The organism is Acinetobacter sp. YK3, assembly GCF_001729365.1.
In the GTDB taxonomy this organism is placed as follows: Bacteria; Pseudomonadota; Gammaproteobacteria; order Pseudomonadales; family Moraxellaceae; genus Acinetobacter; species Acinetobacter vivianii.
The window spans coordinates 1-13,494 of the sequence record NZ_LZPJ01000025.1 but is presented as its reverse complement, the minus strand read 5'-3'; the positions used below and the strand labels follow the sequence as shown (position 1 = coordinate 13,494).

11 protein-coding genes, 1 tRNA gene and 1 pseudogene are annotated in these 13,494 nt (G+C 41.8%); 7 read left to right on the top strand and 6 right to left on the bottom strand.

The genetic code is table 11. From position 1 onward, the window contains the following. Positions 1-29 precede the first annotated feature (29 nt). Positions 30-119, bottom strand: a tRNA-Ser gene (locus tag A9Z07_RS03160). A gap of 260 nt (positions 120-379) precedes the next feature. On the opposite strand from A9Z07_RS03160, the gene rnr reads away from it, so the two are divergent. The 5 genes from rnr (at position 380) to A9Z07_RS03135 (ending at position 6,268) form a co-directional block, all read left to right on the top strand. After that, positions 380-2,815: a ribonuclease R gene (gene rnr / locus A9Z07_RS03155; RefSeq protein WP_069576743.1), complete on the top strand. Its 2,436-nt coding sequence runs from the start codon at positions 380-382 to the stop codon at positions 2,813-2,815. A gap of 66 nt (positions 2,816-2,881) precedes the next feature. Continuing rightward, positions 2,882-3,451, top strand: coding sequence for a hypothetical protein (locus tag A9Z07_RS03150; protein WP_069576741.1), 570 nt, complete (start codon positions 2,882-2,884; stop codon positions 3,449-3,451). A gap of 68 nt (positions 3,452-3,519) precedes the next feature. After that, positions 3,520-5,559 carry a M3 family metallopeptidase gene (locus tag A9Z07_RS03145; protein ID WP_069576739.1) on the top strand — a complete coding sequence of 680 codons (2,040 nt, stop codon included), beginning with the start codon at positions 3,520-3,522 and terminating at the stop codon, positions 5,557-5,559. A gap of 38 nt (positions 5,560-5,597) precedes the next feature. Continuing rightward, positions 5,598-5,804: a YheV family putative metal-binding protein gene (locus tag A9Z07_RS03140; RefSeq protein ID WP_004775846.1), complete on the top strand. Its 207-nt coding sequence runs from the start codon at positions 5,598-5,600 to the stop codon at positions 5,802-5,804. Between the two features lie 11 nt (positions 5,805-5,815). After that, entirely contained in the window at positions 5,816-6,268 is a 453-nt protein-coding gene (locus A9Z07_RS03135; RefSeq protein ID WP_069576737.1) for a hypothetical protein, read from the top strand. Between the two features lie 49 nt (positions 6,269-6,317). Here the strand turns inward: A9Z07_RS03135 and A9Z07_RS03130 are convergent, their stop codons facing one another. Further along, complete coding sequence (locus A9Z07_RS03130; RefSeq protein WP_069576735.1) at positions 6,318-7,232, bottom strand: DMT family transporter; 915 nt, start codon at positions 7,230-7,232, stop codon at positions 6,318-6,320. A 117-nt stretch (positions 7,233-7,349) separates the two neighbouring features. Here A9Z07_RS03130 and A9Z07_RS03125 point away from each other — a divergent pair, with 117 nt between their 5' ends. Next, a complete protein-coding gene (locus A9Z07_RS03125; protein ID WP_069576733.1) occupies positions 7,350-8,129 on the top strand; it encodes an AraC family transcriptional regulator in 780 nt (259 codons plus the stop codon). 2 nt (positions 8,130-8,131) lie between these two features. Then, positions 8,132-8,545: pseudogene (locus A9Z07_RS03120) on the top strand (DMT family transporter); the annotation flags it as partial. Positions 8,546-8,592: 47 nt separating this feature from the next. On the opposite strand, the gene A9Z07_RS03115 reads toward A9Z07_RS03120, so the two are convergent. The 4 genes from A9Z07_RS03115 to A9Z07_RS03100 form a co-directional block, all read right to left on the bottom strand. Beyond that, positions 8,593-10,797: a TRAP transporter large permease subunit gene (locus A9Z07_RS03115; RefSeq protein ID WP_005259810.1), complete on the bottom strand. Its 2,205-nt coding sequence runs from the start codon at positions 10,795-10,797 to the stop codon at positions 8,593-8,595. Positions 10,798-10,980: 183 nt separating this feature from the next. After that, positions 10,981-11,559, bottom strand: coding sequence for a rhombosortase (gene rrtA / locus A9Z07_RS03110; RefSeq protein WP_004775858.1), 579 nt, complete (start codon positions 11,557-11,559; stop codon positions 10,981-10,983). A 77-nt stretch (positions 11,560-11,636) separates the two neighbouring features. After that, positions 11,637-12,737 (bottom strand): hypothetical protein, encoded by a 1,101-nt coding sequence (locus tag A9Z07_RS03105; protein WP_004775861.1) that lies wholly within the window; start codon positions 12,735-12,737, stop codon positions 11,637-11,639. 358 nt (positions 12,738-13,095) lie between these two features. Further along, entirely contained in the window at positions 13,096-13,299 is a 204-nt protein-coding gene (locus A9Z07_RS03100) for a hypothetical protein (RefSeq protein ID WP_004775862.1), read from the bottom strand. Between the last annotated feature and the right edge of the window lie 195 nt (positions 13,300-13,494).

Genomic DNA, 13,494 nt, shown 5'->3' with positions numbered 1-13,494 from the left:
CAGCTGAGCTATGAGCGCCTTAAGTAAAGTGGCGGTGAGAGAGGGATTCGAACCCTCGATACAGTTACCCGTATGCATCCTTAGCAGGGATGTGGTTTCAGCCACTCACCCATCTCACCGTAACACGAGCGCAATAATACAAACTAAAACCACATTACACAAGGGATGTTCCTATTTTTTTCCACTATTTCAGTTCAATCAAATACTTTTTAATCAATTTACGCGTTTTTTCAGCATTTTTTAGTTCTACGCTTGTTAATATAGTGTTCTCTCCTTTATTCAGATCGGAGCGATAAACAGAATCTTGCAATCTTTGACGTGCAGTTAGAGTTTGAATGACTTATGCTAAACCGATCTGCCAGATGTGAAATGAAACGATATGACTAAAAATTGGGCTGATCCCGAAGCAAAAGCAGAAGCGCAACGTTACGATAATCCTATTCCTAGCCGAACTCTTATTTTAACTACATTAGAACAATTAAAAACTGCACAGTCTCATGCAGAGCTGGTTGACCACTTTAATATTCCAGATCAAAAAAGTATTGATGCATTAAACCATCGTTTAAGTGCAATGGTGCGTGATGGGCAATTAATGAAGGATGGTTTCAAATACCAGCCTGCAACAGATTTACCGAGCCATGAAGCAACGGTCTATATCAATAGTAAAGGACTGGGCACCGCCAATATTGCTGGTCAGGATGATGTTCTTCTGCCTGAACGAGAGTTACGTCTGGTCTTTAATGGTGATCGCGTTAAAGTACGCCAAACGTCTGTTGACCGTAAAGGCAAAGCTTGGGGCTTTATTACCGAAGTGGTACAACGCCGCGTTAAGCAGATTATTGGTAAAGTCTCTGAGCATGACGGTGAATACTTCATTCAACCCAGCAATCCAAACCAGCATCAACCGATTACTCTAGAAAAAGAATTAATTCAACATGCCAACGCCAAAGTTGGTGATATGTTGCGTGTTGCCATTGATGACTATCCGACCCGTGAAGAACTGGCAACAGGTCATGTGGTGCAATCCATGGCAGACAAAGCAGATACGGAAATCATCATTCCGCAAACCATTTTAGAATTTGGTTTGCCTTATGAATTTCCAGATGCTGTGATTAAAGAAGCAGAAAGCTTTAAAGAGCCTTCTGAGCAGGATCGTCAAGGTCGTGTTGATTTACGTGATCTGCCATTGGTTACGATTGATGGTGAAGATGCACGTGACTTTGATGATGCTGTCTTTGCTGAAAAACGCCCAGGCGGTGGTTATCGCGTTGTCGTTGCCATTGCTGATGTCAGCCATTATGTTCGTTTAGATTCGCCGTTAAATGAAGAAGCGGAAGATCGTGGGACATCGGTATATTTCCCGCACTTCGTATTGCCAATGCTGCCAGAAGCATTATCCAATGGCTTATGTTCTTTAAATCCACATGTTGACCGCCTATGTATGGTCTGTGATTTAAAACTTTCTCGTGCAGGCAAAGTTACAGGTTATGAATTCTACCCTGCGGTGATGCATTCTAAAGCGCGTTTGACCTACACCCAAGTCGGTCAATATTTTGAAGGCACAACGGATGCTATCCCTGAAGATAAGACCATTCATAAATCGCTGAACACCTTATTCCAGCTTTATCAAACCTTAAAAGGCCTTCGTGCTGAACGTCATGCAATGGAATTTGAAACCATTGAAACCTACATGACCTTTGATGAGTTAGGTGGAATCAAGGAAATCTTGCCACGTACACGTAATGACGCGCACAAGCTGATTGAAGAATGTATGTTACTGGCAAACGTTGCAGCCGCTGAATATGCTCTAGAGCATGATATTCCTATGCTTTATCGTGTGCATGAAGCACCTGAATTCTCACGTATTCAAAAAGTCCGTGACTTTGTGAAGTTACTCGGCTTACCTTTCCCTGAGCAGCCAACCCAAGCCGATTACCAAGCCGTGATTGAAGCGACCAAAGATCGTTTAGATGCACCAAGTATTCATGCAGTGTTATTACGCTCAATGATGCAAGCATATTATGGCGCGAAGAATGCGGGACATTACGGTCTTGCTTATGAAGCGTATACACACTTTACTTCGCCAATTCGTCGTTATCCTGATTTATTGTTACATCGTGCGATTAAGGCTTATCTTGATAAGAAACCTTACCCGCTTTCAGGTGCAGCATTAGATGATGCGGGTGAGCATTTCTCACAAACTGAACGTCGCGCTGATGAAGCTTCACGTAGTGTCACAACATGGTTGAAATGCCATTATATGCAACAGCATTTAGGCGATGAGTTTGTTGGTATCATTAGTGCCGTGACTGAGTTCGGCCTATTCGTCACCCTCAAAGATCTTTATGTTGATGGCATGATCCATGTCAGCCAATTGGGTGAAGACTTCTTCCTGTATGATCAAGCCAGCCAAAGCTTAATCGGTCAGAATCGTGGTCAATCATTTAGCCTCGGTGATGAAGTCAAGATTCAAGTGGCTGGTGTAAATCTGGAAGAACGTAAAATTGACTTCCAGTTGGTTCAGCAATTAACGCATTTAGGTCGTGTAATTCGGCAGAAAGCACCTCGTACAGCGAATCCTTCTAGCTCAAATCGTGCTTCAACAACTGAAGAAGTATTTGGGAAACCCGCATCTACGAAATCTAAAGTGAGTGAAGATGGCGAAAAGCCTGTGCGTAAGAAAAAAGATAAGAACAAACCAAGTTCTTATAGCAAAAAGCCAGCTAAAAAAGCTGCTGCTAAGCCTGAAACGAAAGAAAAGGCTAAAAAGAAAGTGAAAAAGAAAAAGTCGAATGCGAAAGCAAAGGCTGAGTAATGGATAAAAGATAAGGGAGCTTCGGCTCTCTTATTAACTCCTATAATTATAAGAGAATTAATTCCAATGAATTTATTATTAGATTTAAATGCTATTTTAACTATTACTATTTCACTTTTAGCTCTTTTGGTTACTTATGCGGTATTTAAATCGAACCAAAAACCTCAAATCATAGTTTTTGCAACACCTCATTATGGAAAAGCATCTTTTATCCAACTCAATGTAAAGAATATTGGTAATGGTATCGCTGAGAATGTAATATTTTCTAGTAATCAACCAATCCCTCGCCGAGCTTTTGGGATCTCTAAATTACAAGATAAAAAAGAAATATTCGAAAATGGGATTTTTAAACATGGCGTAAGAGTTTTTCTTCCAAATTATAGTTATATTTATGATTGGGGGCAGTTTGGAGGGCTCAAAGAAGCTTTAAATGGTGAAATTATCATTTTCGAAGTTTCTTATCTATACAAACATCCTCTAAATTTATGGAAATCAAAACATACAGATATCTCAATTATAGATATTAGAGAGCTTGAAGCATTACCTTCAACCACAGGCGACACCAATGACCGGCTGAATGAAATTAATAAAACTTTAGAGAAAATTAATTTAAGTATAAAAGATCAAGCACAATGACACTTGATTTCTCCCTTGCTAAGCCCTACATCTATAACTATGTTTAAAGATGATATGGCAAAAATACAATGACACTACAGCAAGCGACACTTCCCGTTCCTCAGTTTGATCGCATTCAACTTGCCGAATTAAAACAACAGATCGAACAGACGATTCAAAATGGTCAGAACTTCTTAAATCAACTCAATGAAGTTCCTCAAGGCACAGAAGCCCAACTTGCAACATTGACCGAAGTCGATCAACTTGAAAATAACATGAGTGAGTCATGGGGCATTTTGTCGCATCTGAATGCAGTCATGAACAATGCCGAAACCCGTGAGGTTTACCAAGCGCTTTTACCAAGTTTGAGCGAATATTATACCCAATTGGGCCAACATACAGCGTTGTATCAAACTTATCAGCAAATTCACGATAGCGCTACATTTCAGGCACTTAGCGAAGCGCAACAAAGCGCCATTAAACTGGCTTTACGTGACTTTAAACTGTCTGGTGTTGCACTCGAAGGTGAAGCGAAAAAACGTTATGCAGAAATCTCAGCGCGTTTGTCCCAGTTGTCTTCAGACTTCTCGAATCATGTGCTCGATGCAACCCAAGCCTATTTCAAGCCATTAACAGAAGATCAGCTCAAAGGCTTACCACAAAGCAGTATCGAACTGTTAAAGCAGTACGGACAACAACGCGAGCTAGAGCAAGCCGTTGCCACGCTCGACTTCCCTGCCTATTTTACGATTATGACCTATGCCGATGATCGCGAATTAAGAGAAGAACTCTACAAGGCTTATGTCACCCGTGCATCTGAGCAGTCCGACAAGACTGAGTTTGATAACACACCTGTGATGGAAGAAATCCTGAGCTTACGTCAGGAAATGGCGCAACTGCTAGGTTTCAATAATTTCGCTGAATATTCACTTGCCAGTAAAATGGCACCAGATGTCGAAACGGTCGATAAATTTCTGGTCGATCTGGCAGAACATGCGCGCACCCCAGCACTGGCTGAAATTGCAGAACTCAAGACCATTGCACAGCAAGATGGCATTGAAGAACTTAAACCGTGGGATGCAACCTATTACTCTGAAAAGTTAAAACAACAACAGTTCAACCTTTCTCAAGAAGCGCTTAAACCATATTTCCCAGCACCTAAAGTGGTACACGGTTTATTCCAGATCGTGCAACGCCTTTACGGTATCCAGATCGTCGAGCGTCAGGCACCCGTTTGGCAAAATGATGTGCGCTATTTTGAAATTGAAGATCAAGGCCAAGTGGTGGGTGGTTTCTACTTCGATTTATATGCCCGTAATGGCAAACGCGGTGGTGCCTGGATGAGCGGGTTCCGTTCCCGTGTGCAAACGGCAAATGGCCTGCAAAAGCCAATTTGCTACATGGTCTGTAACTTTACTCCACCGATTGGCGATCAACCTGCCCTGCTGACCCACGACGAAGTGATTACCTTATTCCACGAGTTTGGTCATGGCTTACATCACATGCTCACCGAAGTAGATAACATCTCGGTTGCAGGTACACACGGCGTGGCGTGGGATGCAGTTGAATTACCAAGTCAGTTCATGGAGTTCTGGGCATGGGATAATGAAAGTCTGGATGTCCTGAGTGAACATACCGAAACCAAACAAACCCTGCCACAAGAACTGCTATCCGCGTTATTGAATGCACGTTTCTTCCAATCTGGTATGCAAACCCTGCGTCAGATTGAATTTGCATTGTTTGACCTGACGATCCATCGTCAAGCACCAGCATTAAACAGCCAGCAGATTCAGGAAACGCTGGACGAAATTCGCAATAAGTTTGCCGTTGCCCCGACTGTTCCATACAACCGTTTTCAGCACAGTTTCAGTCATATTTTCGCGGGTGGCTACGCTGCGGGCTACTACTCATATAAATGGGCCGAAGTTTTAGCAAGTGATGCCTTTGACCGTTTCGAAAGCGAAGGTATTTTTAATACCGAGACTGGAAAAGAGTTTAGAAAGTTTATTCTAGCAGTTGGCGGAAAAGATACAGCACTTGATGCGTTTCGCAATTTCCGAAAAAGAGAGCCTAAAATAGATGCGTTATTACGTCATCAAGGTTGGACGAACACAGATAAAACCGCTTAAACTATGTCATTATTATTCACAGGGTGTAATTAACTGACATGAAAAGACAATTCATCGCGGGTGCAAAATGTCCCAAATGTGGAGCGTTAGATCGTGTGGTTAAGATCATCACTGTGGATGACGAGTGGATTGAATGTATCGACTGTGCTTATAGCGAGAAGCGCCCAACCCACGTGGAAGAGCAACAACCCGCTGAGCCAGATGAAATTGGGGTGATACAGTTCAAACCTCGTCATTTTGACTAGAAAGGTTAAAAATGATGTCCACATATCCAACTGAAAATTCCAGATTATTATGGATGATAATCGGTGGAATAAGTGTTGTTGTGGTTCTGTTCCTTGCTGTCCAGTGGTTTTTAGCACAAAAAGATCAGCAATCGACAACAACGCCAACACAACCTGTTGCAGCTCAAACCACTGTTACAAGCTCTCAACCAGACACGACAGTCAGCAATGAAACAGTGACTGCGGAAAATGAGCCTGTTGAACCAATTAAACTGGTTGAAGAATCGATTATTAAAGCGCCTCTTCCGACCAATGACAGTCTAGCCAAAGAAGAAATTGCAAAACTGGATGATATTCACCTGCAACTTCAAGACCAGCAACATGAGCTTAAGCAGCAACATGAAGATGTTGATCAAATGCTTAAACTAAAGGAAGAGCAGATCAAGTTATTAGAGGCGCAACTCGCTACCCAGAATCACTCTTAAAACAAAAAAAGCTTTAACCTTCGTTAAAGCTTTTTTATTGCCGAACGTTTTAATCTAAAATTTGTTCAGAACGAGATTTCAACTGAAGCGGTTTTTGAATCGTTTGTGCAATCAAGATTCCCACTAAAGTCAAACCACCACCAATATAATGGAACATTTGCAAATGTTCTCCGAGTAGGGCCACTGCAATCAATGCGGTAAATAAAGGCAATAAGTTCATAAAAATACTGTTGCGATTCGGCCCTAAATGCCTGACCCCTTCAATCCATAAATAAGACAACAATACCGATGAGAAAATGCTGGCATAAACAATCAACGGAATAGTTTGCTGATTCAGTTGTATATCTTGGGCAGGTAAAAACACAAAGAATGGCAATACATATAAAATCGCAAAACTAGACTGTACGAAATTAGATTGCCAAGCAGGAATCGGCATTTTCCAGCGTTTTAACAACACGCCATATAAAGCATAGCCTGCTGCTGCAATCAGCATTAAGCCATCGCCGAGATGTACGCCCTGCCCCCATATATTGCGAATACTACCGTGACCCAATAAATATAAAATGCCATAAAAAGAAAGTGCGCCACCAAATAACATGCCATAGCTGATTCTGTCTTTGAGCATCACGCTACTCAAGATCATGGTGAGTAATGGAATCAAGGCGGTGACAATCGCCATATTGGTTGCGGTGGTCGTCGACGCTGCCTGATACGACAAGAATTGGAACAGTGACACTGACAAGAAACCGCCCAATGCCAATTGCTTCCAGTATTGCCTGATGGTGTGTCGGTTTTTCCAGACAGGAATCAGAACAAACGTACTCATCACGGCGAGCGCCAGTACCAGCCGATAAAAAGTAATCGCCACAGGAGAAATGGCATGACTCGCCATTTTGGAAACGACAACATTGCCAGCCCAAAATAAAATGGCGAACAATGGATAAAAATAAGCTTTCTGAAACATAATCTAAACCTGTACATTGCCGTACAGAGCATGCTAAAAAATAATCAACTTATAGTTTCTCGATAAAAAGACGACAACTATCGTAAAAAGGACAATTTATTTCAGGTTTAGCTCAGCATGGGGAAAAACTTTAAACATGGCTTCTTGGATTATCCAGTCTATGCCTTCTCAGAAAACTATCCACATGGCCATATAGAAGACTGGCATAGTCATGACCGTATCCAGCTGATTCATACCCTGACAGGCGTGATCCGTATCCAGACCCATGAAGGAATCTGGATTATTCCACCTGGACGTGGTGTATGGATTCCCGCACACAAACCCCACGCACTGTTGAGTAGTGGTGATGTCAAAGCACGAGGCGTCTTTATTGAAGATATCTTGCAGCACGATATACAAAATGAATGCCGTGTAGTTGCGATTCCTGCCCTATTAAGGGAGTTAATGAGCAGCGCGATGGACATTCAAAACGAGATTCAACCTGAGAGCCGCAATGAAAGATTATTGCAACTCATTCTGGATGAAGTCCGTTTGTTACCTGCACTGGCTTTTAATTTACCTGATCCACAAAGCCCGAAACTTCAGCAGCTCTGTCAGAGAATTAAAGAAAATCTGGCTTTGGAATGGAGTCTGGAAGAGAGCGCACAACAATTACATATCAGCAGTAAAACACTGGCACGTCATTTTCAAAAAGAAACGGGCTTACATTTTTCTCACTGGGTTAGACAGGCAAAACTGATGCAAGCCATGATTGATCTCGCCATGAATAAGCCCGTACTCAATGTTGCCTTAGATTTGGGATATGAAAGTCCCAGTGCTTTTAGTGCGATGTTTAAACGCGAAACCAGCATGACACCCAGTGATTATCTAAAACAATTTTCCAGCCCTACACGTTGAATGTCGGCATTAGTTCAAGTCTATTGGCCTCTATGGCATTTGTCACTGTTCGCGCCCTCACTCAAACCGAACCACCTGAACGCATCGTGTTTATTTTTTGCCTGATTGGTTCTTTGCTATCGGTGATTCCGATATTCTGGGTTTGGCGACCTTATCACTTGTATGAATTATTTTTCCTGATCTCGGCAGGTGTATTGGCTAATGTCAGCCAGATTTTTATGTCTCATGCCTATCGTCTAGCACCAGCTGGACAGATTGCACCTGTCAATTATATTGCGATTATCTTCGCGGGCATTTGGGGATTTTTGCTCTGGAATGAAGTGCCTGATTTATACAGTGCGATTGGCTTCGGTATCATTTTATTGGCAATTCTATTATGCAGTCCGCTGATCCAAAGCAAAAAGCGAACTTCATAAATAAAGACATTAAAAAAGCACCCGTAGGTGCTTTTTAATTTCAACTGTTAGTGCTTATACCAGCCAAACATCTGGAAGATATAAGGTGCATAGGTCACCAACACTAACGATGAGAACAATACAATAATCGGCAATAACCAACGTTCATAACGGAAGTAGAAACTGGTGTATTTCTCTTTCGCTTCCCTGTCGGCGGCCGAGACTTCCTCATCCCCGACCGAGAGCCTCGTCAGCAAGTGGTTCAAGGCAACAGGTGGTGTCACATAACCAAACTCAAAGGCAACCAGTACAATCATCCAGAAATGAATCGGATGGATACCATTCTCATAGGCCACAGGGGCAACCGTTGCAGCAACCAAAATCACCGCACCGAATGGATCGGTTGTCATACCAATAATGGCAAGTAGCAATGCAATAAAGGCAAGTGAAATATAGATATTACCGAGATGCGTTGGTAATAATTCCACAACTTCAGCACGTTCAATTAAGCCACCAACGCTTGCAGACAATGCCATAAGCAGAATCAACGCACCAATATGCCCAACTGTTTCTGAGGTTGCGAAACGTAATGCTCCACCAAAACCTAAGTGCTTACCGCCATGTGGATCATGTGATTTCAGGAACTCAGATTTTTTCTCATGTTCACGAACCAAAGCTTCATGCTTAGGATCAACCACAGGTGCTGGCGCCACTTTTGATGCAAATAACTTGTCAAACAAGATCATTGCAATCAATACCAACGGTAAAATCATTGGTGCAGTGAATTCATTGATTGATGTATCTAAAGCCAGCTTATAGAACATCACGACGGCGAAACCGATAATCACATAAGGAATTACAGGGACACATGCACGTAACATGCCCGGTACTGCAACTTTAGGTGAGTTCACACGGAATTTTTCTTCGGCAAGAATCAAAGAAACACCAAGGAAAATAAACGCTGTTAGCCAGAAGACATAGATACCATGATCAAATAATTCGGTAGATGTCACATGACGACTGTCTAACATTGAGATCAGGATCACAAGTAGACATGGACGAATCACCACACCTAAAGAACCTGACATAGCCGATACAGCCAATGCATATTGACGACGAGCGCCCGAATTCCAGACTTCCTTATAGATGATTGCACCCGCTGCAATAACGAAAATCCCTGAAGCACCTGTATAGGCTGTTGGAATCGCTGCCGCAATCAAGATTAACCAAGTTAACGTTTCAGGTGCCAAGTTCCATGGACGCAGGATATTTAAGAATAAATCCATCACACGGGTTTGGGTCAGCAACATACCTGCCCAGATGAACAATGCAAGATTTAAGAAAATACCCGAGAACTCAACCAGAATACCCAAGTAGATCCCTTGCCCCATTGGATAGTCCATGAAGAAGGTAAATACAATACCGGTCACCAAAGACATGAAGGCATACAACGGCACACTGAGTAAAGCTAAACCAAAGTTACCCTTCGGCTGAGCCGTTTTCGGTATAAAGATAAACTGGAAGATACTAATAATGGTCAGTGATACGAATAACGCAATCCATAACCAGTACAAAACTGTGGTTTTACCTGCAACTTCAACGCCTGAATTCAAGACTGAATGATATTGGCTTAAGACCGAATAACTCAGTAATGCATTCCCCGCCACCATCAACGCTGAATAAACACGGAAGTCGATTCTAGTTTTCGGTGCACGTAAACCAATGTGGTGGTAACGCAAAGACGCTGTAATTGAAGCAAATAAAACCATAACCAGTAGAATTACAGTCTGGTTTTCAGAACCTAATTTGAAAATTCCGAAGAATGTTGTCTCAACTTTACGATAAGTACGAATACTTGGATGTGCTTCCAAATGCTTCATCGCTTTATCATAGAATTGATATTTTTCTTCACACTGCTGCTGTGCTGCCAATAATGAGGTACGCACATCAGACTCAGAAGCAGCCCCGAACATACTTGCAAATTCATCCGCAGCATTCGCCTTCATCTGCTCTTGAACTTGTGCATCAATGTTAGGATGTCGATCGCAAGATGGTTTTTCAGGCTCCGCCCTCAAAAACGAATATTGCATTCCTGTGGTTTGATCACCGTAAAGCCGCTCCCCCATACGGAGCATTTGACCGTGAATCATCTCGCCAGTACCAATAAGCAAGGTCATTAGCAACAAAGCAAGAATGATGAATGTTGATATCCAATCATTCCAGATATAGCCTAATCGGGCTAATCCAGACTTTTTCTCTTGATCATTTTGCATGTCTATTCCAGTTTATTCTTATCAACATCCATCCAAAGATGTTGAATCATGCGCTGTCCATGGTTGATAGATAAATGAATTTACCCTCTTATTAACCAATCCCTTTAAACCGCTTAAATTTGAATCAATCTTTTTCAAAAAAGAATGACTACAATCACTTTTTTGTTGGTTGTTTTTATCAATTTATGTGTTCTCTATTTTTTTCCTTCTTACAAATAAATAACTTAACCCACAAAGGAGGCCACCGATAGCACCAATTAAATGTGCTTCAGTCAGGACTGGGCTGCCAATCAACTGAGCTGTTCCAGTTTGTCCAAAGGTATTTTCCCAAATCAGTTTTGCTGCAATCAGAGCTAAAACCAGTATTGCAAACTTACGTTCTTTCTTATATTGCAGATAAACCAGCCCTACGGCGGTGTACAGACCATGTAGCACACCAGACAGCCCAGCATAAGCATCAATATAAGGTAAGTAGAAATAGAAAACTAAACTAATGAATGGCGGCAAAATCAGCAGTAACGCCCATAAATGCCAATTGCGGACATGCGGAAAAATGAAAGGTAAACACGCAAATGCCAGCATATTTAAAAGAAAATGAATCCAGCCGACATGTACCCAGTGTGCGGTCCATAAACGCCAGAACTCACTGAGTAAACTCGGTCGCCAGTAAATGAAATGATCAGCAAAAACTTGCAGACATGCCGATATCGAAACACATATCGCGATCAAAATGACTTTTTCTATCCATATTTGATCTTTCATTTATCGACCACCTCTTGAAAAAACAGACCTTTTACAAAGTGTAGATGTTTGCAATGTAAAAGGCCGTTTAATTCAGGTTACTCTGCTGGTGTTTCTTGCGCTGGAGCAGCCTCATCCTGTGCAGGTGCAGAGGCACCCTCGCCACCATCAAAGAGTGAATCCAGTTCAGCCGAGCTTTCTTGTTTATCATCCCAGAATGTGGTCAAGCCTTCATCGCTTGCTCTCACACCTGTATTTTCAGTCCAATAACGATCTGCGATGCCACGAACCATCAAACCTGCCATTTTATCAATAAGTCTGAACTGAGGATTTGCAGGTTTGTCATCACCTGTTGCTGCTGCATAAGAACGAAGCGCATCACGTAATTTTGCATCATCACCACTGGCCTGTGCTGCCACGGCATATAAAGCATGCGATAAGCGAACACCTTTCTTCTCACCGATCGCCATCGATTGCTTCATTGTGGCATAAGGTTCAGGTTTACCATCGCCTGCACCTGGCAATAAAGTCCAGATCACAGCGCGAGTCGCCATTGGCGCACCCCAGAATTTTTCATTGTCCAGACAGGTCATGCCACGTTCAACAATCCCTGCGATATCCTTAGGAACATTGATCGCACCGCCAGAGTTAATGTCATTGGTCATGGCTTGTAAACCACTTACCATACCTAACAAATAAACAGTCTGATCCAGATCATTACGCATGGTTGGGCATGAATCACCTAATTTATATTTGTATTTTGATTCCCAACGATTTGCAAAAAGTTGATAGCCTGCATATTGACGTTCAGCCGCAATCCCAGCCCAACGTTTCTGTTCAATACGAGCATCTTGTGCTTCCGATACCTGACCTGCTTTAGAAGCACGCAAATAGCGTAACTCTGCTTCCAATGCCTGATTTTCAGCACAAATTCCTGCTGCGGTATAAAGCAGAACTGCCATGCGGGTTGGGTCTGCACCCATATCTTTGGTCGACATCACTGCCGGTGTTAATGCATTTCCTGAGTTACACACCATTTCAGCATCATCCATTGCCAAAATCGGTGGAACAATATGTTTTTCACCAAAACCTAAGGCGACATTCGCTCCAGTTTTAACGACGTATGAACATCCAGATAACATTGATGTTGTCAGCAAAGCAACCGCTACGCCCTGTCCCATTTTATGGAGTTTAGACATACTTCCTGTCCCTCTAATAATTTGTTTTTTCCTTTTAGCTGTACATTATCAGATGCAATACTTGAATTAAAGAGTAATTGCTCTAATTTCACGGGGACATTTTGACATACTTCACAAATGAATGAATTGACAGATTTGCGGGAATACAGAAATTTCAGGCAAAAAAAAGTAGCATTGCGACGGTTCAGCACATGCTACTTATTAACTGGTAAAATCGTGAAACTCTTTATATTTTAGTTTTGTTGAAAATAATCCTTGAGTAATGTTCCAGCTCTTCCTACTACAATCGCCATAACGATCGCAATTACCAGAAACATCCACATTGAAATCTCCATAGAGACCCCCTACACTTTTGTATCTACTTTTGATAGATACTAGATTGGCGTTCACCATCGATATTCACGGGAGAGTGATATATTGATGATACTTTCAATCTCTTTCTCTTGGTCACAGCAACAGGTTGATGTGATTCAAGATATTCCCTGAGTAAAGTTCCTGCTCTTCCTACTACAATCGCAAAAACAATTGCGATCACCAGAAACGACCATGTTGGAATTTCCATTTTGGACCTCCACCACACTTTACGTTGGTGTTTGTACTTTAACGAAAATAAATCGGCCTTGACTGCCAGATTGTCTGACAATCATAATTTTCACTATTTTTTAGAGTATTTAATCTAACAATTTGACTAAAAAAGCCACTTAAAATAACTATACTATTGAAATTTATAAAATAATTAATTATATACAGATGTAGT